This window comes from Embleya sp. NPDC059213 (genome assembly GCF_042754445.1).
Taxonomy (GTDB): Bacteria; Actinomycetota; Actinomycetes; order Streptomycetales; family Streptomycetaceae; genus Embleya.
Genome location: NZ_JBHZAV010000022.1, coordinates 58,093 through 81,780 on the forward strand (window position 1 = coordinate 58,093; position 23,688 = coordinate 81,780).

Annotated in this window: 16 protein-coding genes and 1 pseudogene; 5 read left to right on the plus strand and 12 right to left on the minus strand. The window is 72.5% G+C overall.

Annotated features, from left to right (window positions below):
* Positions 1-2 precede the first annotated feature (2 nt).
* The 4 genes from ACFXMF_RS11795 to ACFXMF_RS11810 all read right to left on the minus strand — a co-directional run bounded on the left by ACFXMF_RS11795 (position 3) and on the right by ACFXMF_RS11810 (position 5,529).
* Positions 3-1,748: a serine/threonine protein kinase gene (locus tag ACFXMF_RS11795; protein WP_379992630.1), complete on the minus strand. Its 1,746-nt coding sequence runs from the start codon at positions 1,746-1,748 to the stop codon at positions 3-5.
* Between the two features lie 51 nt (positions 1,749-1,799).
* Positions 1,800-2,459, minus strand: coding sequence for an Lrp/AsnC family transcriptional regulator (locus ACFXMF_RS11800; protein WP_379992631.1), 660 nt, complete (start codon positions 2,457-2,459; stop codon positions 1,800-1,802).
* A complete protein-coding gene (locus ACFXMF_RS11805; protein WP_360315610.1) occupies positions 2,456-3,853 on the minus strand; it encodes an FAD-dependent oxidoreductase in 1,398 nt (465 codons plus the stop codon). Before ACFXMF_RS11805 ends, ACFXMF_RS11800 begins: the two co-directional genes overlap by 4 nt.
* Positions 3,854-4,080: 227 nt before the next feature.
* Positions 4,081-5,529: an aldehyde dehydrogenase family protein gene (locus tag ACFXMF_RS11810; RefSeq protein ID WP_379992169.1), complete on the minus strand. Its 1,449-nt coding sequence runs from the start codon at positions 5,527-5,529 to the stop codon at positions 4,081-4,083.
* Between the two features lie 264 nt (positions 5,530-5,793).
* Between ACFXMF_RS11810 and ACFXMF_RS11815 the strand changes: the two genes are divergently transcribed.
* The gene (locus ACFXMF_RS11815; RefSeq protein WP_360315614.1) at positions 5,794-7,251 is read left to right on the plus strand and encodes an APC family permease; all 1,458 of its coding nucleotides are present in this window, start codon (positions 5,794-5,796) and stop codon (positions 7,249-7,251) included.
* A gap of 106 nt (positions 7,252-7,357) precedes the next feature.
* On the plus strand, positions 7,358-7,933 hold the full coding sequence (locus ACFXMF_RS11820; protein WP_360315616.1) for a GNAT family N-acetyltransferase: 576 nt from the start codon (positions 7,358-7,360) through the stop codon (positions 7,931-7,933).
* 27 nt (positions 7,934-7,960) lie between these two features.
* On the opposite strand, the gene ACFXMF_RS11825 is transcribed toward ACFXMF_RS11820, so the two are convergent.
* Both ACFXMF_RS11825 and ACFXMF_RS11830 read right to left on the minus strand, forming a co-directional pair.
* Positions 7,961-12,529, minus strand: coding sequence for a HEAT repeat domain-containing protein (locus ACFXMF_RS11825; protein WP_379992170.1), 4,569 nt, complete (start codon positions 12,527-12,529; stop codon positions 7,961-7,963).
* A gap of 190 nt (positions 12,530-12,719) precedes the next feature.
* Positions 12,720-13,838 (minus strand): carbohydrate-binding protein, encoded by a 1,119-nt coding sequence (locus tag ACFXMF_RS11830; RefSeq protein ID WP_379992206.1) that lies wholly within the window; start codon positions 13,836-13,838, stop codon positions 12,720-12,722.
* Positions 13,839-14,658: 820 nt separating this feature from the next.
* Between ACFXMF_RS11830 and ACFXMF_RS11835 the strand changes: the two genes are divergently transcribed.
* The gene (locus tag ACFXMF_RS11835) at positions 14,659-15,402 is read left to right on the plus strand and encodes a GntR family transcriptional regulator (protein WP_360315638.1); all 744 of its coding nucleotides are present in this window, start codon (positions 14,659-14,661) and stop codon (positions 15,400-15,402) included.
* Between the two features lie 109 nt (positions 15,403-15,511).
* Positions 15,512-16,675, plus strand: coding sequence for an ROK family transcriptional regulator (locus tag ACFXMF_RS11840; RefSeq protein WP_360315622.1), 1,164 nt, complete (start codon positions 15,512-15,514; stop codon positions 16,673-16,675).
* 136 nt (positions 16,676-16,811) lie between these two features.
* Here the strand turns inward: ACFXMF_RS11840 and ACFXMF_RS11845 are convergent, their stop codons facing one another.
* On the minus strand, positions 16,812-17,453 hold the full coding sequence (locus tag ACFXMF_RS11845; RefSeq protein WP_360315624.1) for an NAD(P)H-binding protein: 642 nt from the start codon (positions 17,451-17,453) through the stop codon (positions 16,812-16,814).
* A 99-nt stretch (positions 17,454-17,552) separates the two neighbouring features.
* Here ACFXMF_RS11845 and ACFXMF_RS11850 point away from each other — a divergent pair, with 99 nt between their 5' ends.
* Positions 17,553-17,942, plus strand: coding sequence for a helix-turn-helix domain-containing protein (locus ACFXMF_RS11850; RefSeq protein ID WP_360315626.1), 390 nt, complete (start codon positions 17,553-17,555; stop codon positions 17,940-17,942).
* A gap of 31 nt (positions 17,943-17,973) precedes the next feature.
* On the opposite strand, the gene ACFXMF_RS11855 is transcribed toward ACFXMF_RS11850, so the two are convergent.
* From ACFXMF_RS11855 to ACFXMF_RS11875, 5 genes and pseudogenes are all read right to left on the minus strand, one after another.
* Positions 17,974-18,993, minus strand: coding sequence for an SIS domain-containing protein (locus ACFXMF_RS11855; RefSeq protein ID WP_360315640.1), 1,020 nt, complete (start codon positions 18,991-18,993; stop codon positions 17,974-17,976).
* A 363-nt stretch (positions 18,994-19,356) separates the two neighbouring features.
* Positions 19,357-20,409 carry a hypothetical protein gene (locus ACFXMF_RS11860; RefSeq protein WP_360315628.1) on the minus strand — a complete coding sequence of 351 codons (1,053 nt, stop codon included), beginning with the start codon at positions 20,407-20,409 and terminating at the stop codon, positions 19,357-19,359.
* A 737-nt stretch (positions 20,410-21,146) separates the two neighbouring features.
* Entirely contained in the window at positions 21,147-22,385 is a 1,239-nt protein-coding gene (locus tag ACFXMF_RS11865) for an ABC transporter permease (protein WP_360315630.1), read from the minus strand.
* Positions 22,382-23,152 (minus strand): ABC transporter ATP-binding protein, encoded by a 771-nt coding sequence (locus ACFXMF_RS11870; RefSeq protein WP_379992842.1) that lies wholly within the window; start codon positions 23,150-23,152, stop codon positions 22,382-22,384. Before ACFXMF_RS11870 ends, ACFXMF_RS11865 begins: the two co-directional genes overlap by 4 nt.
* A pseudogene (locus ACFXMF_RS11875) lies at positions 23,149-23,688 on the minus strand (peptidoglycan-binding protein); the annotation flags it as partial. The pseudogene ACFXMF_RS11875 and the gene ACFXMF_RS11870, both read right to left, overlap by 4 nt.

Genomic DNA, 23,688 nt, shown 5'->3' on the forward strand with positions numbered 1-23,688 from the left:
GCTCAGCGCTGGACGGACCGCCGCAGCCGCCCCCATTGCGGATGCCACTGCCAACAACCGTCGTCCCCGCGCCACGCCCACGTGTGCCACAGGCCGCCCCGGTCGTCGCCCAGGACGAGTTCGAGGTGGCGAGGTCGACGGGCGGAGCCGGCGATGTGCAGGTACGCACGATCCGACGGGGGCAACGGGATGGGGCCCGTGTACAGGTTGCCGGCATCGACCGAGACACCCCCTTCCGCTTCGAGGATCACCATCGCCTCGTCCGGAAGCAGCACCATCGCCCGGGCCCGTGCCGGGCCGTACCGGGGCCGGCGCAGGTGTTCGGTCTGCGGCCCCGGGCTCAACCACACCCGGCCGTCCGCGTCGATCAGGCCGTACGCGGCCGAGGACACGCACGGCACGATCGCGACGACCCCGGCCGGCACCTCGCGCCCGCTGCCCGGATCGTGCAGGCGCCGCCAGTCCGGACCCGCGTCGATCCGGCACCACACACCCCCGTCGGCGTCGACGGCGAACAACCGCTGCCGAGCCCACGGAGCACCGGCCGCACGCACCCCGATCAACGCACTCGTCGCGCCGGGCCCCGGTTCACGCACCCACGGCGACCACGGCGACTTCGGCACCAGCGATTCCGGATCCACGGCCAACTCGCTCCGCCACAACCGGCCTTCGTCGTCGAGCAACCACAACATCTCCCGATGCAAGGACGGCGACGCGGCGGCAAGCGCCGACACCGGGGCGGGCGCCGGGTGGTCGAACGGCACCCATTCGCTCCACCGCTGCTCGACGTACCAGCGGTGCCACAGACCACGATCGTCGGCGGCGAACACCTCGTTGTGCGACTCGGCCAGCGAGGCGATCGTGAACACCGGGTCCGCCGGCCGGCGCGGCCCACCGATCGGCACGGTCGCCGAAGCGTCGCGCAACCGACGCGCGACGACCCCCGCGCCGGGCCGCGCGGCGGCGTCCGGGGAGGTCAACTCGTCGATCAGACGCAGGAGTTGCGGATCCACATCGGCCCGCCGCAGCAGCGCGGCCGAGATGCCCGCGGCCAGCCGCACCGCCTCCTCCTCGCGCAACTCCTGCACGGTGGAGGGAAGTTCGCCCAGCAGACACTGGCCCAGGATCACCCCGAGCGCCCACATGTCGTCCTCGGGCCGCACCCGGCGCCGCGTGCCGGTGGGCGCCGCGAGTCGTTGCGGCGACATGTAGGACAGCGTGCCGCCGAGGTCGAACGCGGACGTGCCGATCAGCGCCGACGTCACGTTGAAGTCGGCGATCTTCCACAACCCCCGGCAGCGCACGATGTTCCCCGGCTTGAGGTCCGCGTGCACCCAGCCGCGTGCGTGTACGTGTTCCAGCGCCGTCGCGATCCCGGACAGCGCCGCCGCCGCGTCCCCGGAGCGCAACGGGCCCTCGACGTCCAGGTGGTCGGCGAGCGAACGATCGCCCAGTTCCATCACCTGCACCAGGCAACCCGCGAACTCGCCCTCCTCGGCCACGAACGCGTCCACGTACGCCACCGCGTGCGGGCAGCCCAGGAGTTCCTCCTGGACCCGGATCTCGGCGAGCGCGGACTGCCGCTGCGCCGCGCTGCCCCGCGCGTGGTAGATCTTCACCGCGCGCCGCTCGACGATCCCGGCCGGATTGGCCCGTGCCCGGCGCGCCGGCAACACCCGCGCGAAGTGCCCGCTGCCCAGCGGCGCCGACACGTCGACCAGCCACTCCCCCACCCGCATATCGGTCATGCTGCGGATTCTAGGCAGCACGCGCCGGTGGCCGGTGGCCGAATCGGCGGCTCAACGATTGTCGCGCTGGTCCAACCCCGAACCCGGCGCTATCTCCGGCGAGTCGAGCAGCGAGGACTCCACACCCCCGACGCCCCAGCCGTAGGCCAACTTGTGTACTTCGAGGACGAAGAAGGAGTCGGTGGAGACCACCCCGTCGATCAGCAGCAGTCGGCGGTTGAGCAGGTCGGTGAAGTGGTCGGTGTCGCGGCAGATCACCTCGACCATCACGTCGTACTGGCCGGCCACCATCACCACGTAGGACGTCTCCGGTAGTTCGCGCAGTTCGCGGCACACCTCCCGGGCGCTGCCGGCGCGGACCCGCATGCCGATCATCGCGAGCCGATCGAAACCGATCGTCAGCGGATTGGCGATGCCGACGATCTGGAGCGTGCCGCTCTCCTCCAGCCGCTGCACCCGATAGCGCACCGAGGACGCCGGGATGCCCAGGTCCTCGGCGATCTGCTTGTACGCCCGCCGGCCGTCGGCCTGGAGGATGGCGATGATGCGCCGGTCGATGTCGTCCAACGGGCCTGCGGGGTTCATGCGGCTGCTCCGGGTGTGCTGCGGCGCCGAGTTCGGCACGTCCTCTCGATCTTCGCCCGCCATCTTGCCCTGTTCCTCCCGCTCCTCGGGTGCGCCCCGCCCGCCGGTGCCGCCCGCCTCGTTCACGAATCGAAGCCCAGGCCGAGCCGGTCGAGGGTGCGCAGCCACATGTTGCGACCGCCGTGCGTGTCCTCGCGGGCCATCGACCAGCGGGTGGCCTGGATGCCGATCCAGCGCGCGGGCTCGGGCGGGAACGGGATCGGCTTGCGCCTGATCATCTCCAGCTCCGTACGTTCGGTCCGGGTCCCGGCGAGCAGGTCGAGCACCACCTCCGCACCGAACCGGGTCGCCCCCACGCCCAGTCCGGTGAAGCCGAGGGCGTAGCCGACCCGGCCGGCCGCGGCGGTGCCGGCGAACATGCAGAACCGGGTGGTCGAGTCGATCACGCCGCCCCACGCGTGCGAGAAGGCGACGTCGGCCAACGGCGGGAAGGTCGCGGCGAACTGCTCGGCGAGCACGTCGAACGTCTCCGGGCGCTGGGTCAGCGCCTCGTCCACCCGGCTGCCGAAGTGGTAGATGGCGTCGTAGCCGCCCCACAGGATGCGGTTGTCGTCCGTCTTGCGCACGTAGTGGAACTGGTTGCCCGCGTCGGTGACGCCGTGCGCACCGGTCCAGCCGATCGCGGCGAGCTGATCGTCCGTCAGCGGCTCGGTGGTCAGCGCGTAGTCGTACACCGGCACCATGCTCAGGCCGAGCCGGCGCAGCAGCGGCGGGTAGATGTTGGTGGCCAGTGCGACCCGGCGCGCGCCGACGATCCCGTACGGGGTGGTGAGCCGGATCAGATCGGCGGGCCTGGTGTCGATCGCGGTGACCTCGGTGCGTTCCACGATCCGTACGCCCGCGTCCAGGCAGGCCCGGCGCAGTCCCCACACCAGGCGGGCCGGGTCCAGGAGCGCGTAGTCGGGCTGCCAGACGCCCGCCGACCACAGTGGCGAGTCGACGTACGCCCGCAGCGCGTCGTCTTCGAGGTACGTGGCCTGCTCGCCGTGCCGATTGGCCACGGGTACGGACGCGCGCAGCGCCTGGGCCTGCCACGGGGTGGCGGCCACCGCGACCTTGCCGGTGCGGGCGAAGCCGCAGTCGATGCCGTGCGTGTCCAGGTCGCGTTCGAACGCGTCCAGGTTCCGCGCACCCAGGCGTTGCAGCGTGTCGATCTCGTCCGGCCAGCGCTGTAGGCCGTTGGCCAGCCCGTGGGTGAGGCTGGGTGAGCAGAAGCCGCCGTTGCGCCCGCTGGCGGCGTGGCCGCAGGTGCCCTGTTCGAGCACCAGGACGTCACGGCCGGGGTCGCGTTGTTTGGCGATCAGCGCGGTCCACAGCCCGGTGTATCCGCCGCCGACCACGGCCAGGTCGGTCCGGGTGTCCCCGACCTGGCGGGCCAGCGGCTCCGGGTGCTCGGGCCGATCCAGCCAGAACGGCTCCCGGGCGGTCCGGAGCAGCGCGGTGCGGTGGGTGGGGGTCATGCGGTTTCCCCTGCGGGTCGTGGCCGATATTCATGCTCTTGCTTGGCCTCGAACGCCGGCCGGGGCGGCGATGGCTCGGCTGACGCTTGGATGGCCCGGTTCGCGCGAACCGGCCCGGCCGGCGCTTGAGGCCACCTCGGACGCAGGCCGGGTCGAATCAGCCCGGCCCGCGTTCGAGGCCACCGGGCCGGGCCGGCGCGTGAGGCCCGGCCCGGCGATCGGGTCCCTCAGAGGTTGATGACGCCCGTCCGGAGATCGGACATGTCGAGGAGCGTGTGCTTGCCGCCGATCCGACCCCAACCCGTACCGCGGTTGCCGGCTCCGCCGAACGGCATGTTCACGTCCCAGAAGCACGTGCTGTCGTTGACCACGACCTGCCCCACGGCCATCTCCTCGACGAAGCGATACGCCGCCCGCATGCTGCTCGTGAACACCGCGCCCTGCAGGCCGAGCTTGTCGTCGTTGGCCAACCGCAGCGCGTCGTCCTCGTCCACCGCGGTGATGATCGGCACGACCGGGCCGAACGACTCCTCGCGCGAGAGCAGGCTGTCCACCGGGACCCGGTCCACGACGGTGAACTCGTAGTACAGGTCGGTCGGCATGCCCTCCCGGCGCTTGCCGCCCAGAAGCACCTTGGCGCCCCGCTCGTGCGCGTCGGCGATGTGCCGGTCCATCTTCGCGGCGACACCCTCGTTGTTGAGCGAGCCCAGGTTGGTCGCGGCGTCGAACGGGTCGCCGAGCACCACGTCCTCGGCGGCCCGCAGTACGGCGGCCACGAACGCGTCGTGCACCTCGTCCACCACGATCACCCGCTCGGTGGCGCAGCAGACCTGGCCCGCACACAGGTACGCGCCGTAGACCGCGGCCTTGGCGGCGGCGTCCAGGTCGGCGTCCTTGAGCACCACCAGCGGGCCGTTGCCGGAGCACTCCATGATCGAGCGCTTGAGGCCCGCCGTGGCCTGGATCTTGGCGCCGGTCGCGGAGGAGCCGATGAAGCCGATCGCGTCGATGCCGTCGTGCCGCACCAGCGCGTCGCCGGTGGCGCCCTCGCCCGGGAGGATGTTGATCAGACCCTCGGGCACGCCGGCGGCGACGAACGCCTCCATCGCCTTGAGCACGGTCAGCGGCGTGTTGGCCGGCGGCTTGACCACGTGCGCGTTGCCGGTGGCCAGGCCCGGGGCGACGAACTCGGCGAGCATGAGCAGCGGGAAGTTCCAGGGGGTGATGATGCCCCACGTGCCGACCGGCGCGTAGAAGGTCCACATGCGCTTGGTGCCGTCGGTGGAGGGCATCGTCTCGCCGTGCAGCCGGACCGCGTCCTCGGCGTGCAGGTGGAAGAGCTGCGCGGCCTCCTCGATGTCGGCGACCGACTCGGCGAGCGGCTTGCCCTGCTCCAGGGTCTGCAGGCGGGCCAGCTCGTCGACGCGCTTGGTGATCTCGTCGCCGATGCGGTGACACAGCTCGGCACGCTGCCAGACGTTGACCCTGGCCCACGCGCGCTGCGCGGTGTTGGCGGCGGCGACGGCCTTGTCCAGGTCCTCCGTGGTGGGCACCGGGATGGTGGCGACGTACTCACCGGTGACCGGGCTGATCACGTCGTAGCCCTCGGCGCCGGAGCCGTCGACGTAGGCGCCGTTGATGAAGAACTGGTGACGGGCGGAGCCGTTGCTGCTCATGCGGGGGTCCCTCTCTGCCTTGGGGCGACGTTGTGCTCAGACTTCATCAGCAACTTTGACCTGTCAATAGATCTCAATGAGCAACTTCCACAGGTCTCATTTGTCGAATGAACAAAGACGAACCCTTGACGTGGTCGAAAACTCGGATCTATAACAGGGCCGACAGCAGGGCCACGGCGCCACCGCAGCCCGCACCCCCCTCCCCCAAGCGGCCGTCCCCCGGGCTCACCCGCCGGCCGCTCCCACCCCGCGAAGGGGACACAGATGTCCGCATCACCCAAGCCGGCCGCCTCCGGCTCCACCGGCCCCGCCACCTCCGGCACCGCGGCGAACCCGCCCGCGCTCGCCAAGAAGATGCGCTGGTACGACGGCTTCGCGATGTCGCTGACCATGCCCGCCGCCCTGATCGCCTCGCTCGGCGCGTCGATCGGCGGCCTGGGCGCGTGGGGCGCGATCGCCCTGTGGGCCGGCTCGATGGTCCTGGCCACGATCGCCAACTGGATCTACACCGAGCTGGCCGCGATGTTCCCCGAGTCGTCCGGCGGCATCGCGCACTACGCGACCGAGGGCTGGAAGAAGCGCGCCCCGTTCGTCGGTCCGCTGGCCAGCATCGGCTACTGGTTCCCCTGGACCACCGCGCTGTCCGTGTACGCGGGCATCATCGGCTCACTCGTCCAGGCCCAGTGGTTCAAGGGCCAGGACTGGACCCTGGACCTGGGCATCGCCGAGCTGACCTTCCCGATCGTGGTCGGTCTCGCGGTGATCGTGCTGCTGTTCGGCGCGGCCATGTTCGGCCTGCACGTCGCGATGTGGGTCGTCTACGTCACCGGCGGCATGCTCCTGGTGCCGCTCGCGGTGTTCATCGTGCTGCCGTTCGCCAGTGGCGACTGGAGCGCGAGCAACCTGCACTGGAACCTGCACGGCGCGGCGGGCATCCGCGAGTCGCTGGTGTGGCTGTACGTGATGGCCTGGACGTCGTTCGGCGTCGAGGTCTGCGCGACCTTCGCCCCGGAGTACAAGGACACCGTCAAGGACACCTCGCGGGCCCTGCGCGCGGGCGTGCTGTTCTCGCTGGGCGTGTTCATCCTGCTGCCGCTGGCGCTGGCCGGGTACGTCGGCGAGGGTGCGATCGCGCTCGACCCGACCACCTTCTACGTCGGCGCGTTCAACGACCTGGTGGGCGGCGCGGCCGACCTGATGGTGGTCTTCCTGATCGCGTCGCTGCTGCTGATCATGATCACCGGTCTGGCCGACGGTTCGCGCGTGCTCTACAACATGGGCAAGGAGGGCACCACGATCAAGCAGGTCGGCGTGCTCGACAAGCGCGGCGTGCCGGCTCGGGCGCTGATGATCGCGCTCGCGGTCAACGTGGTCATCCTGATCGCGCTCAAGACGCCGCTGGCGATCATCGTGACCGGCAACCTCGGCTACATCCTGACCCACATCCTGGCCATCTCCGGCTTCGCGATGTTGCGCAAGGACCGCCCCGACCTGGCCCGTCCGATCCGGCTGCCCGACTTCTTCATCCCGTTGGCCTGGCTGCTCGCCGCGTTCCTGACCGTGGTGCTGGTGGTCGGCGCGACCGGCTTCTCCATCACCGGCTACGGCGGCTACAAGGAACTCGGAGTCGCCTGCGGGGTGTTGATCGTCGGCGTCGCGCTGTGGCTGTACCGCACCAAGGTCCAGGACCCACGCGACGCGGCCGCGGCCCAACGCCGCTGAGCCGCACCCGATCACGAACGGGGTCCCGCACACCGGTGCGGGGCCCCGTTCGTCGTCGCCCGCCGAATCCCGCCCGGGCCCGGCGGGCACCGGGCACACTCGAACCATGACCACCGAACCCCCTCCCCCGTATCGACTGTCGACCTCCGTCGAGTTGACCGGCCCCGGAATCCGGTTGCGGGAGTGGACCGACGCCGATGTCCCGGCCCTGGTCGAGCTGTTCGACGAGGTCGAGACGGCACGATGGACCCCGCTCGCGTCGCCCTTCGACACCGATGCCGCCCGCGAGTTCCTGGCCAAGGGCCGGTTGTCGCGGGCCCGGGAGCGCTCGATCGAATTGGCCGTGACGCTCGACGGCGACGCGCCGTGCGGGGTGGTCATGCTGTTCGTCGGCACCGAGGAGGAGCCCGACGTGGCCGAGTTGGCGTACGCGATCGGGGCCGCCCATCGCGGCCGGGGGTTGGCCGCGAAGTCGGTCCGGTTGATGACCGATTACGCCTACCGGGTGGTGGGTGTCCGCGAGGTGGGCCTGCGGATCCCGCCGGACAACGCCGCCAGTATCGCGGTCGCCCGGGCCACCGGCTTCGTCCGCACCGACGCCCCGACGATCGTCCGCGACCGCCGCGGCAGTCCGTTCACCCTGCACATGTGGCTGCACCGGCCGGTGACCCCCACGCGCTGAGGCACACCGACCCCGGGGCCGGCCCGATCACCTCGGGGTCGCCGCGATGCGGTCGCGCAGTTCGAGATAGCGGGCGCGGCGATCCGGGCGGGCGCGGGCGGCGGCCCTGCGCAACATCGGCAACACCGGCGGACCGATCCGGGCCAATCCGTCGCCGGCCGCCTCGCGAATGGCCTGGTCGGAGTCGCCGAACAGGGTGAGCAGGGTCGGCACGGCGGGCTCCCAACCGGCGTGCGACAGGGTACGAATGGCCCCTCGGACGACATCGCGACGCGGGTCGTCGAGCAACTTCTCGGTGTTGCGCAGGTATTCGGGACGGTCCAGGATGCGCCGCGAGACCCGATGCGCGTGCAGCCGCACCCTCGGCACCGGATGGCTCAGCAACTCGACCACCAGCTCCCGGACCTGCGCATCGCGGCCATGCTCGTCGGCGAGTCGGGACAGGGCCCGGCGGGCCTGTTCGGGGGCGTCGCCGCGAACGACGCCGATCAGTTCGTCGCGCGTGGGACGCTCGGCGCCGACGGGCACGGCACGCCTGCGCAGCTCGATCAGCGCCGCACCGTTGTGGCCCGGAGCACCGGCCCGCAGCAGCGGTCCGTCGGTCAGGGTCAGCCGGTCGGCGAGGGCACGGTGGCCCTCCGCCCGCAACCGGCGTACCACCTCGGTCAGTTCCGGGGTGCGTCGGATCGACCGATCGAGCAACAGGTCGAGACCACCCCGGCGGCCCGCCGCGAGCCGGGTCCGCAACGCCTCGGCGAGCAGCTCGCCCGGGAGTCGACGGGCCGCGGCGAAGGCCTGTGCTCGGGTGGCCGGTGCGCCGTCCTCCCACCACGAGATCAGGAACGGCGCCATCCGCTCCAGGTCGTCCGGGCGCATCCTCGCGCACAGACCCGCGGCACGTTCCCGACCGGCCTCGTCGTAGCCGTCGAAATCGATGATCGACAGCAGTTCCCGGGCGAGTTCGGCCCGCGGGGGCAGGTCGAACCCGCCGCGCAGCCAGGCGTCGAGGAGCACCCGCCGTACCGTCGGTTCCGCCCAATCGCCCAACAACCGGGCGGCGGCGGTGCGGCGGGCCGGTTCGGCCGAGGCGAGCAGTGCGAGCAGCCGCTCACGCTGGGCGGTCGAGCGGGGTTGGTCCAGATCGCCGGCCTGCGGAACACGCGTGGGCACCGCGGTGCGGGCGGCCTGCTCGGCCAGGGTCCACGGCGGTGCGTCGATCGGCTGAAGCTCCGTCAACCAGTCGAGCAGGGGCGCCCGGGTCGACGCCTCGGCGTTCGGGAAGGCGTCGATCAGCGCGGCGACACACGATCGGGAGTCGAGGTCGACGGGTTCGCCCGCAGCCCGGAAGGCGGCGAGCGCGCCGGCCGAGCGCACCGCGTCGCCGAGCGCGGACCGCCAGGCGGCCGCGGCGGCGGTGGTGCGGGTCGCGGCGGCTGGGTCGATCGGCACCCCGGCGGTCGCCGATTCCGCATCTGCCGGCCCGAACACCTCGCGCAGCAACGCGACTTCGGCCTCCCAGGGATTGGGCCCGCGGCGCACCCCGGCCAGCGCCCGCTGCACGTCCTCGCGGGTGAGTACGGCCCCGCAGCGCCGCAGCACCGCCAACGGCGACCGACCGGCGAAGGATCGCGCCGGCAGCGCGCGGATCCGACCCGCCAACCCGAAGCCGGCCACCTCGGACAACGAGCCCGCGATCGCTTCGAGCACCCCACCGACCCCGTCCACGGTGCCCAGTTCGGCCGCGAGCACGTCGAACGCATCTGCGAACGCGCGGTGTTCCGGATCCGACCAGGGCGCCGGGCAGGCATCGAGCACCAAACGCAGGACCGCCGCCCGACTCGCGGGCCGCTCGCGCGCGAGCGCGAGCAACCAGGGCAACGCCCCGCGCAGGGCGTCCCGTTGGGCGCGGTTCGGCCGATCCGGCCCTGCGGCCAGGCGCAACACCGCCCGCGCGTCCCCGGCGGGTCGGCAAGATCGGGCGAGCATCGTCAGGTCGGCCCGGAGCTCGGCGTCCTCCGCCGTCGCCGGCTCGGCCGGCGCGTGGCCGTACGCCGCGAGTTCCGCCGCCAGGTCCGCCGGAGCGCCGATTCGCAAGGTGTGTCCGCCGGTTGCCAGGCCCGCGAGCAGCGGCCCGGCGAGCGGCGAGCCGCGTCGGACCAGCGCCGCCACCGCCGGTGCGGACAACTCGCGGTCCAGCGCGTCGAGCAGCAGCCCCCGCTCGCGGGCGTCCGTGACCCGCTCCGCCGCGGACACCACACACGCGGCGTATCCCGCGCCCAGAACGGCCCGCAGCGCGGCCGTCGCCGACTCGCGCAGGCCCGGGTTGTCGTGCCGGCCGAGCAGCCGAAGCAACGCCGGGACCTGGGCCGGCGTACCCGCGTCGAGCAGGGCCCGTGCCGCCGTCTTGCGGATGTTCATCACCGGGTGGTCCAGGCAGGCCGCGATCGCCTCGGCCGCCCCATGGGCCCGCGCCTCGCCGAGCGCCCGCAGGGCCTGCCGCACCGTCTGCGGGTCGGCGGCCGAGGTGAGCGGAATCAGGCTCGCGGACAACGACCCGGCCTCGTCGGGGGCGACGGCGCGGGCCGACAGCGCGATGGCGCGCTTGCGGACGTGCGGATCGCGATGCCGGATCAGGTGGTGGATCCGTCGCTTGACGTCCGAGACACCGGTCCGACCCAGGAGGTCGAGCAGGATGGCCGTTTCGGCGGCGGTGATCCCCGCGCGGTCCAGCAGATCGAACGTGAGGTCGGCGAGCAGGACGTCGCGTGCCGCCTCCGGACGGTCCGCGTCCAGGAGACACACCGGGCGCAACGCGCGGCGCCGGTACAGCCGTTCGCCGAGTCCGCCGATCGCTTCGAGCACCTCGTCCGGCACGACCGGTTCGGCGACCTCCTCCCCCCGATCCGTCACCAGGTCGCTCACCACGCGCAGCAGCAGGTCGGCGAGCGCGGGAAGGGTGCGCGCGTCGCCGTTGCGGGCGAGCCGGCACAGCGCCTGCACCGGCCGTCGCGCGTCGAGGTCGGCGGTGAGCAGCGCGAGTTCGTCCGGATCGGGGATGCCCAGGTCGGCCGCGATCCGTTCGGGCAACTCCCGGCGGTCGAGCCGGGCGCGCAACTCCCGGCGGGCCTGCGGGTCGTCGGTGAGGTGCCACACCAGTTCCAGCGCCCGATCCGCCGCCGCGCGCAGGTGCGGCACGATCACGCCGTCCGGGTCGTCCATGGCCAGCCCCGCGCGCAGGGCCGCGACCGTGCGCGGGCCGCCGATCGCCTCCAGGGTGCGCAGCGCCGCCCCCGGGGCCCGGGGCAGGGCGGCGAGCACTGCGTCCTCCGCGTCACGATGGCGCAGTTCGCGCAGGACGGACAGGATCGGCTCCGGCCGCCGCGAGTCGGCCAGCCGCGCGGTGAGCACTTCGCCGACCGACAGCTCGGGTGCGCCCTGCTCGGCCAGCGCGCGCAGCAGGTCCAGGCAGCGGGGCCAATCGGGATCGTCGTCCGACACCGCCGTCAGGGCCCGCAGTGCCTCGTGCCGCACGGTGAACAACACGATCGCGAAGTGCACCGGGGAGACCCGGTGGTCGGCGAGCGCACACTCCACGACGGCCGGCACCTCGCCGGGTCGCACGAAGTGCCCACGTTGATGCATCGCCCGCAGACACGCCACGAACGGCTCGGCGAACAGCAGCGGATCGGTGCGGGCGAGCGCCGACAGCGCCGCCGTATCGCCGCGTTCGGCGAACTCGCCGACCAGCGTGAGCGCGCGCCGCCGCCGCTCTCCGGGCAGGCGCGGATCCGCCGCGATCTCGCGCAGCAGCCCGGACAGGCCGAACCGGGCGGCCGTCTCCACGGCCTGCGCGTGCTCGGACACCGACCGCCGCAACGCGGCCTCGATCCCGGACGGCGCCGCGCCGAAGGCCCACGGCTCGGCGAGTTCGGCCAACGCGCCCGCAACCACGGGCGCGCCACCGACCGGATCCAGCAGCTCGACCAACCGGTCGCGCGCCCGCGCCGGGTCGAGCAACGCGCCGTGCACCGCCTCCCGCAGCACCCGCAGGGCCGCCGCGCGCAGCACCGGCTCGGGCCGGGCGAGCAACGCGCGCAGGTAGCCGTCCGGATCGGCCGGCGCCTCGGCGTCGATCGCGCGCACCGCCTGGTACAGCTCCTCGCCCGGGGGTTCGGCCCCCAGGGTCGCCTCGGGCCGGCCGATGATCCGCGCCCGCAACCAGGCGACCCGGACCCGGGCCGGCCACTCGGTCGGATTCCCGTCGGCGCGTCGTTCCGGCAGCGGCACCTGCGCCGACACCGACAGTCGGGCATACGCCTCGGCCGACACCAGGGCCGTCTCGGCGGGCAGCGCGGGCACGGTCGCCGGCAGGGTGGCCAATTCCGCGGCGGTGCCCGGATCGGCGCTCGCGGCACGCTCCCGGAGCAGCACGACGCCGAGGTGACGCAGCGCCGGGTCCGAGTGCCCGATCAGTGGCCGCAGCACCGTGACCGGGCAGGCCGTATCGGCGAAACGGGCGAAGAGCCAATCGACGTCGGCCCGCCGCACGGCATCGGACACGGCATCGGAAACGGCGGCATGATCCGAGGTCGTCATCGGTCGATCCTAGGCATCCGGTCCGGGACCGGACGAGCGAGTATTCCGCGTTCCCGCCCACCGGCGACGGGCCGGAGTCGCCCGATCGGCGACTCCGGCCCATCCTCGCGCTCACCGCGGCGTCGTCACGCGCGGCGGCGCAGGTCGCGCACCGGCCGGGGTCGGTGCGTCCGGGTCGGCGGGTCCGGGGTCAGCAGGCGCCCAGGTCCTGCCAGACACCCCATTGGCCGGTCGTACCCGGCTCCTCACCCTGGGTCCACCACTTCGCCTTCCACGAATGACCGTTGTGCGACACGCTGTTGTTCGCCGTGTAGATCGCCGCGCGGTCCCACGGCGTCGTGCTGCATGTGCTCGGCGGGACGGTGGTCGGCGGGGTCGTCGTGGGCGGGGTCGTGGTGGGCGGCGTGGCACCCGCGAACCGGACGGAGTACTTGGTGAAGTCCCAGGCGGCCTGCGGCACGCTGCTGCACACGCCCGAGGTCTTGCCATTGTTGTCCGGTGGCGTGCACTGACGGTCCCGGTTGACCGACCAGTTCGTGAAGCGCGCCATGTGGTGGCTGATCGCGTAGTCGTACACGGCCTGGAAGTCGGCCTGGTAGAAGTACTCTCCGGTGTCGCTGCGTCCGTTCATCTGCGAAATGCCCTCGTGCGCGTAGGCGGTGGCGGTGTCCCAACCGAACGTGTTGCGCAGGATGGTGTTGAAGTTGGTCAGCGCCGAGGTCTGCGCGGCGGCTCCGTTGAACCCGCCGTCGAACGGCATGATGGAGAAGTTGTCCGGGACGAAGCCCTGCGCCTTGGCCTCGTTGAGCATCTGCTTGCCGAACCAGCCGGTGCCGTCGGCGGTGGCGGCCGTGGTCACCGAGAGGTAGATGCCCGGGTTCCGCTGCTGGATGATCCGGGCCGCGCCGATCTCGTTGCGGATGGCCGCGGCGTTCTCGTACTCCGGTTCCTCCAGGTCGAAGTCCAGCGCCTTGAGCGCGTACTTGTCGATCACCTGTTGATACGCGGCGGCGGTGGCCTCGGGGGTGCCGCAGGTCTGGCCGAGCTTGGTGCCGCCGTAGCCGCCGGCGGAGGCCGAGACGTCACCACCCTTGGCCCGGATCGCGGCGATCACCCCGGCCACCGCGGTATCCGTCGAGGTCGGCTTGGTGCCGTCCCAAGTCGGCGTACAACCGCCGCCGTTGGGTGCCAGGATGAAGGCGAGCTGGAACGCCTTGAGGCCGGTGGCGTCCATCACCGCGCCGGCGTCCGGCGGGTCGTTGTCGAGCGGCATCAGGTAGGGGGCGGCGGCGTACCAGTTGCTGCCGATGCCGGTGGTCGCCGGTGACGCGGCGGGGCCGGCGGCGGTCGCACCACCGGTGAACGCGAACAGCGAGATCAACCCCGCCGACGCGGCTGCGGCGGCGAGGACGGGGACGTAGCGACGTGCCACGGGGGACTCCCTCGGGGGACTTGGTATAGACCAATGGCCAAAGGGTGGGCCTTCCCCTTCCGACCCGTCAATACATTGGACTGGACCAATTTCCGGGCCCGACGCGCACACCCGGACCGACCTGCGCATCCACCGGGACCGCCCCGCGCGCCCACCCGATCCGACTCCGGGAGATTCCGCCGGGTCCGGACCGACGCGCACTCGCACCGCCCGCTTCGACACGTTTCCACACGATCCGGCGTGCTCGGTCAACTGCCTTGGTACATGGGCCAGTTACCGTTGGAATCGCACGCTCGGCCGCAGCGCGGAGGGCGCTCTTCGCCGCGCGTTCGACCTCGGCCGCCGGGCGGACCGACGCCCGATGTTCGCCCGGGAGTCGCCCGGGCGGGGAAACCTCTTCGTCGGGTCGCCTTCACCATCGGGCAGGCTCCGGGCACGAGGCCGCGACCGGCGTGTCGCGAGGTTTAGCCGGCCCGCATCCGGGCCCGCGCGCGCGGCGTGACATTCGCGCAGGTCAGCTCGGGTGTGGGCGGTTCGGGCCCGGTGGTGTGAGCCAGGTCACCGGGAACTCGGACCGACTTGGTCTGGACCTTTCGCGGTCCGACGGGGTTATATTCAACCGTCTTTACTAAACCGAGCATGCAATAAGTCCGCGCCGCGCAGGCGTCGGCCAGCCGAGGGGGCGTCCGTGAGCAGCATGGCGACATTGCCGGACGAAGCGGTCTTCGGCGAGCCCAAGTACTGGCAACTGCGCACCTCGCTGCTGAAGGCGATCGAGGCGGACTTCAGCTCCGGCGACATCCTGCCGAACGAGCGCGACCTCGCCGCCCGCTTCGGCGTCGCCCGGGCCACCCTGCGGCACGCGCTCGAACAGCTCGAACTCGAAGGCCGACTGGTCCGCAAGCGCGGCGCCGGCACCACCGTCGCCGGACCGCGCGTGGACGTCTCGCTCAGCGCCGAGGGCGAGGGCTGGCCGGGTGTGGACCTGCGCGACCGCGAGGTGATCGACTGCGCCACCGTGCCGGTCACCGACGACTTCGCGGACACCCTCAAGGGCCGCCCCTCGGCCCTGGTGCACCGGTTGCGCCGCCGACAGTTCTCGATGCGCCAGGTGGTCGGCCTGGAATGCCTGTACGTCTCCCGCGCCGTGGTGCCCTCGTTGTCCACCCGGGTCCCGGGCTTCGAGCGCGCCTCGCTGATGCTGCGTCAACTGCGTGGGCACCGCCTGGAGAGCCGGCACCGCGCGGTCGAACTGGGCGTGGCCGAGGCCGAGGAGGCGCGTTACCTGGAGCGCCCGCCCGGTACCGCCGTGCTGATCGTGACGACGACGTACACCGCACTCGGCCGGACCGCCGCGGTCACCGTGGCCACCTACCGCGCCGACACCTGCCGGCTGGCGTTCGCCGAGGCGGGGCCGACCGCGTTGCGGCCCGCGTCCTGATCACGACGCGAAACCTGGGTACCATCCGCGCCTGAGCGACGACGTATCCGACGGGCCCGACGGCCCGGTCGGACGTGCCGCGCGACGGCGCGACGAGAGGACATGAGCTGTGGCACAGGCGACGGGCGGGGACTCCTCCGTGGTCCGGCGGATCAACTCCGCGGCGACCCTGCGCACGTTGCGCGGTGGCGAGGTGTTGACCGTGACCGCGCTGATGGAGGCCACCGGCCTGTCCCGCCCCACCGTCGAGGGGGTCGTCGACGGCCTGCTCGCCGAGGGCCTGGTCGTGGAGACCACCACCGCCGAGAGCGAGGACGGCAGCCGGCCGCGCGGCCGGCCGGCCCGCCGCTTCCGCTTCCACGCCGAGGCCGGTCACCTGCTCGGCATCGACGTCGGCGTGCACCACATCCGGGTCGTGCTCGCGGACCTCGCCGGCACCATCGTCGGCCGGGCCGCGCGCACCGTCGAGGAGGACTGCGAGGCCGAGGATCGGCTCGAACGCGTGCGCGGCCTGATCAGCGAGACGCTGCGCCGGGCCCAGGTCTCCCGGGGTTCGTTGTGGGGCGTGGGCGTGGGCACGCCCGGGATCGTGAACACCGAGGGTGTGGTCACGCTGTCCTCGGCGATGCCGGGCTGGACCGGCCTGGACCTCGGCGGCCGACTCGGCCGCTCGTTCAGTTGTCCGATCCAGGTCGAGAACGACGCCAACCTGGCCGCGATCGGCGAACGCTGGAAGGGCATCGCGGTCGGTTCCGACGACATCGTCTACGTGATGGCCGGCCTCAGCCCGGGCGCCGGCTCGTTCATCAACGGCCGCCTGCACCGCGGCTTCGGCGGCGCCGCGGGCGAGATCGGCGCGCTGCACCTGCTGGGCCGCCAGGTCACCCCGGAGAACCTGCTGTCCACCACCGGCACGCCGCTGCCGCCACTGGACGAGGCGGCCGTCGGCGAGGTGTTCCGGCACGCGGCCGAGGGCGACCGGACCGCGACCGAGGCGGTGGACCGCTTCGTCCAGCGCCTGATCCACGACGTCACCGCGCTGGTGCTGGCACTGGACCCGGAGATCGTGGTGATCGGCGGCTGGGCGGCGGGCCTCGCGGACGCGGTCCCGCCGCTGACCACCGAACTGCGCCGACTGTGCCTGCGCATGCCCCGCGTCGAACTGTCCGCACTGGGCGCCGACGGCGTCGCGCTCGGCGCCGTACGAGTCGCCCTCGACCGAGTCGAACACCGCCTGTTCGCGGTCGAACACACGGGCTCGGCGCGGGCCTAGGCTCCTGTCCGGCGGGTCTTGGTGGGGCCGCGCCGCCCGGCACCGCACCTCGCCGCACCGGACGACGCGGCCCGCTCCACCAAGATCCACCGGACAGGGGGCCGGCCGCCGGGCCGGGTGCGGTGCGCCGGCTCGCTCATCGCCCGTCCTCGATCCCGACGTGCACCCCGCGCAGCTTCGGCGCGTCGATCTCGTCCAGCAACGCGATCGCGAAGTCCGGGTAGGACACCCGGCTTTGCGCATCGGCGGGCGCGACGCGGCAGTTCCCGGTTCGAACGCCCTCGTGGTCGAAGTCGCCCGCCGGGCTCAGCACGACCCACTCCGGCGCGCCGTCCCACGAGCGCAGCGCCGCGTTGCCCTCGCCGTGCGCGAGGAAGAACGCCCGGTACTCCTGCGGGTAGTCCGGCGTGTCCATCAGCGGTTCGCCGGACGCGGTCGGCAACACCGAGGCCAGGCCCACCCACACCAACCGCCCGACCCCCGCCCGGGACAACCCCGCGAGCAGCGCCCGCACCGCCCGCACGAAGAAGTCGCCCATCGGCGCGGCCGGGTCGTACACCGCCGCGATCGCCGCGTCGTGGCCCACCGCGAGCGCCGCCACCGCGTCGGCGTCGGTCACATCACCCGCGACCACCCGTACCTCCGGGCCGGCCAGATCCGCGTACTTCGCCGGATCGCGCACCACGGCGGTGACCCGGTGCCCCCGGCGCAATGCCTCCGCGACGGCCGTGCGTCCGGTCCGCCCACCCGCGCCGAAAACGATGATGCCGTTGCTCATGTGTCCACCTTGTTCGTCCGTCGATCCCCTGGTCGCGACTGCCGCGGCCAAGCTACCCAGGACGGTGGTTACCTCTCGGATACCCACTACGGTGGGCCCATGAGCGAGGCCACCGAAGAGCCCCTGTCCGCGGACATGTTCGATCCGGTCTGCCCGTCGAACCTGTCCCCGATCCGCTTCGGCGACAAATGGGCGGCGATGATCATCCGCTGCCTGGAGCACGGTCCCCGGCGCTTCTCCGAATTGCGCGTGCCGATGCACGGCGTCACCGCGAAGGTGCTCACCCGGTCGCTGCGCACGCTGGAGCGCGACGGTCTGATCAGCCGCACCGCCCACGATTCCCCGGTCCGCCGGGTGACGTACGCACTCACCCCGCTGGGCCGCAGCATGCTGGTCCCGATGGCCGCCGCGTGCACATGGGCAAAGACGCACTGGGACGAACTCCTGGACGCGCGCGAGGCGTCGGCCGACCTGAACCGGACCGCCTGACGGCACCACCGGGCGGCGAGGCCCCACCGCGCTATCGCGTCTCGGTCACCTTCGCCAGCGCCCGCGGCGCGTCCGGGTCGCAGCCGCGTCCCAACGCGACCTCGCGGGCCAGCAGTTGCAACGGCAGGATCTCCAGGATCGGCGACACCTCCTCGGCGACCCCGGTCGGCAGCACGAAGCCCCGACCGTACTCGGCCACCGACTCGGCGGACCCGATCACGTACAGATCCGCGCCCCGTTCGCGCAGCCGATCCAGCACCGGCCGCAGCGCCTGCCCGCCCGCACCCTCCGATGCCACCGCGAGCACCGGCCAGGCCCGGTCGACGATCGCGAGCGGGCCGTGCATCAGGTCCGCGCCGGAGAACGCCTGGGCGCCGATGTAGCTGGTCTCCATGATCTTGAGCGCGGCCTCGCGGGCGGTCGGATATCCGTAGCCGCGCGCGGTGACCACGAGCCGGTCCGCGAACCGGTAGCGCTCGGCGGGCGCCTCGACCTCGGCCTGCCGGTCCAGGATCGCGCGAGCCGCGTCGGGCAACACCCGGGCGGCCTCGCCGGTGCCGCCGCGCAGGTGGTCCACCAGCAGGAACAGGGTGAGCAGTTCGGCGGTGTAGGTCTTGGTCGCGGGCAGCGCGAGTTCGGGACCGGCGAGTACGTCCAGGTGCAGGTCGGACTCACGGGCGAGCACCGACTCGGCGTTGTTGGTCACCGCGAGGGTGAGTGCGCCGTCCGCGCGGGCCTGTCGCGCCGAGGCGATCAGGTCCGGCGAACCGCCGGACTGGCTCACCGTCACCACCAGGCAGCCGGCCAGTCGTTGCCGGGCGCGGTAGGCGGTCGTGGTGGACATCGAGGTGAGTCCCGCGGGCAGACCGAGCAACACCTCGGTGAGGTAGCGCGCGTACAGCCCCGCGTTGTCGGAGGTGCCACGCCCGGTGAACAGCACGAACCTCGGGTCCCGCGCCCGGATTTCCGCGGCGACCGCCCCGATCGCGTCGAGCCCGTCGGTCAGGATCCGAGCCAACCCTTCGGGCTGGGCCGCGATCTCACGGGCCATCACCGAGCCGGGGGCCGGGGCAGGGGCGGTGGGCAGGGGCGAAGCGGGCACGGGTGGTACCTCCGGCTACGACGAAGCGGAGCACGAAGTGGCGGACTCGACGTGCCTCGGACACACCGGAAGGACGCCCGGCGGGGTACCTCGACGGTATCCAGCACCCGGAACGGCACGCAATATTGGTCTGGACCTCTGCCCCACCGGCCCTTCGACGGGCACGCCGCCCAAGTCCCGTCGGCGCCGATCCCACACCGAGCGAAACAGCAGCCGGGAGGCCGGCCGGCCCCTCCCCGGCCGCAAGCGCAGTGAACCCCGTGGTGCTTGTCGGGTGGCTTCGGCCCCGGACGTGGGGGCGCGCCGGTGGGGTCAGGCGTTTTCGCGGGTGCGGGTGGGGGCCGGTTCCGAGGCGGGGGTGGGGACCGGGTCCGGGGTGGGGTTGGGGCAGGTCGTGCGAAGGGCGCGAAGGCGGGCGCCCGGGGCGGCGGCCAGTGCGCGGAGGCGGGCGCGGGGGGCGGCGGTCGAGGTGGCGAGGCGGGCGCGCGGGGTGTCGGTCCAGGCCAACCAGCGGGGGCGGGTGTGGCCGGCGAGCAGGCCCAGGACGATGGCGGCGCCTACCGCGATCAGGTGTTCGCGACCGGCCAGGTTCGGCAGGATGATCGACTCCAGGACCATCGAGCCGCCGGTGATGGTGAAGAGTATGGGTGCGCGGTGGATGACCGAGAGGTACGTGAACAGGCCGACCACCGCCGCCGACGGACCCGTGTCCAGCACGTGCGCGGCCGACGAGGGCAGGCCGAGTGCGTGGTCCGGACCGATCGCGATCATGACCCTGGCCCCCATCGTGCCGGCGAGGGTGGTCACGTAGGCGACCATCAGCGTGCGACCCGCGCCGAGCGAGAGCTGGGCGATGGCGAACGCGAGGAACAGCTGCGTGATGCCCGCCCAGACCGGCAGGTTCAAGGCCGGCACGAACAACGACACCGGCGTCCGGAGCAGCGCCAGCCACAGCGGCAGGTCGGCACTCACGCCGCCGACGAGCCGGACCACCGTCTTGCCCGCCGGCGTCTGCCCGATCGCGTGGAAGAAGATCACCGCGGAGCTGGCCACGACCGCGAGGGCGAGCCCCTTGCCGCGGCTGCGCCACAGTTGGCGCACCGGATCCGCGACGATGCCGCGCCACTCTCCGCACAACGTCCGCCACAGGAAGAGCAGCAGTTGCCAGGGGGCGGACCACAACCGGCCCCGCCAGTCGCGTCGCGTGGTCTTCGCGTCGTCGCCGGCCACCGGAGCCTGCACGGCATCCCCGGCCGCGGTCTCGGCGGCGACCGGCACCCGGGCCCGCGTGAGCGTGCCGGTCGGGGCGGATCCGCCGGCGACACCGTCGCCGTCGTCCCGGCCATCGTCGAGAACGCGCAACACTGCTGATCAACCCCCAACGACTCGTCGAGTCCGACGGCCACGGACCCGGGCCGGTGGCGATGTGGCGTTCACCACGCCCTGCCCTCGGCTGCGCCCCTCGATTACGGGGACACGACACACCGTCGGTGGATTGACGCTGGGCGGACGCTCCGCGGTTGCGACATTTTCCGGTCGGCCGGGCGATGCGAGGTGGTGAACCGCTTTCCGCGTCAAAGATTACCGACTGCCGGCGCCGACCATCGTCAACCCAATCGATGACTTCACCATGCCTGCGTCATCATCTGGTCGTACGTATCCCCTCCGCTCCCACGCCGACCTGCGCGGACGCCGATTGCCCGGCGTGGCCGTGCCGATTGCCCGGTGTGGCGACGGCGATTGCCCGGTGTGGCGACCGGCATGGTCCGGCAGACCTGCGGCCGGGTGGGCCCGGAATCGGCCCCGGATCGGCCCCGGATCGGCGTAAAACGCCTGGTGGGGAGCCGAATGCCCGGTGGGGGGTCAGGAGTGCGGAGCGGAGGTTCGGACACGATGAAGCCGCCCGCTCGTGGATGGTGGGATCCACGAGCGGGCGGCTTCGCCGAGGGCGGGAGGGGTGGGCGGGCGCGCCGAATACCGGTAGTCGTCCCGTGCCAAATCTTGCCCAGGTAGTGCCCAGGTTTTGCCCAGGTTCCACACGGGTGGCTTCCGACGAGGAGCCGAACCGCCCCGATCCGCCACTCTCGCCCTCAGCCTCACCCTCACCCCGAGCTGAGTGCCTCCGTCGGGGGCAGTCGTGCCGCCCGGCCGGCCGGGTACAGGCCGGCGAGTGCCCCGATCGCCACCGATGCCGCGACGCCGCCCAGGATGGCCGGCCACGGCAGGACCAGTGGCCAGCCCTGTGCGTGGGCGTAGCCGCTGGTCACGATCAATCCGAGCACCACGCCGGCGACGCCGCCCAGGCCGGAGAGGGTGACCGCCTCGGTGAGGAACTGGAGGCGGATCTGGCCGCGACCGGCGCCCAGGGCTCGGCGCAGGCCGATCTCCTGGCGGCGTTCGAGGACGGAGATGACCATGGTGTTGGCCACGCCGACCCCGCCGACGAGGAGGGCGACGGCGCCCAGGCCGACGAACAGTGCGGTGAAGGTGTTCTTGGCGGCGAGTTGTGCCTCCAGCGCGTCGGAGGGTCGGCTGACCTTGACGCCGGCGGGGTCGGCCGGATTGGCCGTCGCCGCCAACACGTTGCGCACGTCGTTGACCGCGTTCTCGGCGGAGCGCTCGTAGATCCGGGTCGGATGCCCGTCGAAGCCGAGCAGGTCGCGGGCGGCCTGCCAGCCGACCAGGGCGGAATGATCCACCTCGGGGGCCAGCGGCACCTTGGCCAGGACCCCGAGCACGGTGAACCACCGGTCGCCGATCCACACCTGCCGATTCGGCCCGTCGACGCCGAGCAGCTCGGCCGCCCGCGCGCCCAGCACGACCGTGGGATAGCGCGAGTTGGCCGCGTTGAACCACTGCCCCTTCGCCACCCGGCCGCCGATCGTGGCGAGCAGATCCTCGCGGGTCGCGGCGACGGTGATGCCCCCGGTCACCCGCGGATCGATGCGGTCGGTGCGCCGCACGCTCCGCCCGTCCAGTTGGGCGGTGGCGCTGGCGGAGGTCACCGGGCCGATCCGGCGCACCATGTCCACCGCGTCCTCGGGCAGCGGCACCTTCCCGCCGAACATCGAGTCCCCCGGTCCGACCGAGAGCATGTTCGTGCCCAGGCTGCGGATCTGCTCCATCAGCCGCGCCTGGCTGGCGGTGCCGATGCCCAGCACCGCGACCATCGCGGCGATGCCGATCGCGATCCCCAGACCGGACAGGACCGCGCGCATCGGCCGACCGCGCACCCCGAGCAGCCCGACCCGCACCACGTCGACCGGTCCCAGCCGCGCGGTGTCCGGCAACGGCAACGGCGCAGGCCGGCCGACCAGGGTGTCCCGGTCCGTCGTCGTCATCCGTGCACCCCCACCGGCAGCGCACCGGAGACACCGCTGTCCGCGTGGATGCGGCCGTCGAGGATCTCCACCCGACGCGGCAGCGACCGGGCGATCCCCGGGTCGTGCGTGATCACCACGATCGTGGTCCCGTCTTCGTGCAGTTCGTGCAGCAGTCGCATCACCGTCGCCCCCGAGCGCGAGTCCAGCGCGCCGGTCGGCTCGTCCGCGAGCACCAACGCGGGTCGGGCGACCAACGCGCGGGCGATCGCGACGCGTTGCCGCTCGCCGCCGGACAACTCGCGCGGGACGTGGTCGAGTCGACCACCCAAGCCCACCCGGGCCAGCGCGTCGGCCGCGCGTTCGCGCCGCTCGCGTACCGGAATCCCGTGGTAGTAGAGGCCGTTGGCCACGTTGTCCACCGCGGTGAAGTGCTCGGTGAGGAAGAACTGCTGGAACACGAAACCGATCCAGTTGGCCCGCACACCGGAGAGCTGACGGTCCTTCAGCCGCGCGACGTCGTGCCCGAGCAGCCGCACCACCCCCTCGGTCGGTCGGTCGAGCGTGCCCATGAGCTGCAGCATGGTCGACTTCCCGGAACCGGACGGCCCGACCACCGCCAGCAGTTCGCCCGCCCCGATGGTCAGATTCGCGTCGATCAACGCCCGCACCCCGCCGGGGTAGGACCGGCCGACACCGTCGAGTTCGATCACCGGCGGGGTACCGCCGGTGCTGCCGGGCGGCAGGGATTCGGCCGTCTTGCGCGATGCCGCGCGATGTCTCCTCATGCCTTGGGCACCCCGACCTTCAGTCCCTCGGTCACGCCGTCGCCGGTCACCTCGACCCGGCCGTTGGCGAACATCCCGAGTTCGACCTTCAACAGCCGGGTGCCGCCGCCGGGTTCGACCGCCTCGACGCCGTAGCCGCCCTCGGTGAGCGCGAGCAACGCGTTGACCGGGACGGTCAGCACACCCTTCTTCTCCTTCCCGGTGAAGCCGACGGACACCGGCGCGCCGTCCAGGCTGCCCGCGTCCTTGGGCTGGTCGAGCGCGATGTCGACCGGGATGGTGGCCTTGTCCTGGCCCTGTGGACCGCCCTGCGACTGGTCGCCCTCCTTGGCCACCGTGCCGACCTGGGTGATGGTGCCGCTCGCGGTCTTGCCGCCGGGCAGGCCGACCTGGACCTTGGCGCCCTTGCTCGCCAGCGTCTGCTTGTTCACCGGCAGGTTCACGGTGACCCGACGGCCGGTGCCGCTCGCCTTGAGCAGCGGCCCCTGCGACGTCGAGCCCAGGACCCCGGTGACCTCGCTGACGCGCACCGAGTC

What these genes read in the sequence shown, in the direction of transcription:
- ACFXMF_RS11795 (WP_379992630.1), bottom strand. Translation starts at nt 1,748, where the DNA reads ATGACCGATATGCGGGTGGGGGAGTGGCTGGTCGACGTGTCGGCGCCG.
- ACFXMF_RS11805 (WP_360315610.1), bottom strand. Translation starts at nt 3,853, where the DNA reads ATGACCCCCACCCACCGCACCGCGCTGCTCCGGACCGCCCGGGAGCCG.
- ACFXMF_RS11810 (WP_379992169.1), bottom strand. Translation starts at nt 5,529, where the DNA reads ATGAGCAGCAACGGCTCCGCCCGTCACCAGTTCTTCATCAACGGCGCC.
- ACFXMF_RS11815 (WP_360315614.1), top strand. Translation starts at nt 5,794, where the DNA reads ATGTCCGCATCACCCAAGCCGGCCGCCTCCGGCTCCACCGGCCCCGCC.
- ACFXMF_RS11820 (WP_360315616.1), top strand. Translation starts at nt 7,358, where the DNA reads ATGACCACCGAACCCCCTCCCCCGTATCGACTGTCGACCTCCGTCGAG.
- ACFXMF_RS11825 (WP_379992170.1), bottom strand. Translation starts at nt 12,529, where the DNA reads ATGACGACCTCGGATCATGCCGCCGTTTCCGATGCCGTGTCCGATGCC.
- ACFXMF_RS11835 (WP_360315638.1), top strand. Translation starts at nt 14,659, where the DNA reads ATGGCGACATTGCCGGACGAAGCGGTCTTCGGCGAGCCCAAGTACTGG.
- ACFXMF_RS11845 (WP_360315624.1), bottom strand. Translation starts at nt 17,453, where the DNA reads ATGAGCAACGGCATCATCGTTTTCGGCGCGGGTGGGCGGACCGGACGC.
- ACFXMF_RS11850 (WP_360315626.1), top strand. Translation starts at nt 17,553, where the DNA reads ATGAGCGAGGCCACCGAAGAGCCCCTGTCCGCGGACATGTTCGATCCG.
- ACFXMF_RS11855 (WP_360315640.1), bottom strand. Translation starts at nt 18,993, where the DNA reads ATGGCCCGTGAGATCGCGGCCCAGCCCGAAGGGTTGGCTCGGATCCTG.
- ACFXMF_RS11865 (WP_360315630.1), bottom strand. Translation starts at nt 22,385, where the DNA reads ATGACGACGACGGACCGGGACACCCTGGTCGGCCGGCCTGCGCCGTTG.
- ACFXMF_RS11870 (WP_379992842.1), bottom strand. Translation starts at nt 23,152, where the DNA reads ATGAGGAGACATCGCGCGGCATCGCGCAAGACGGCCGAATCCCTGCCG.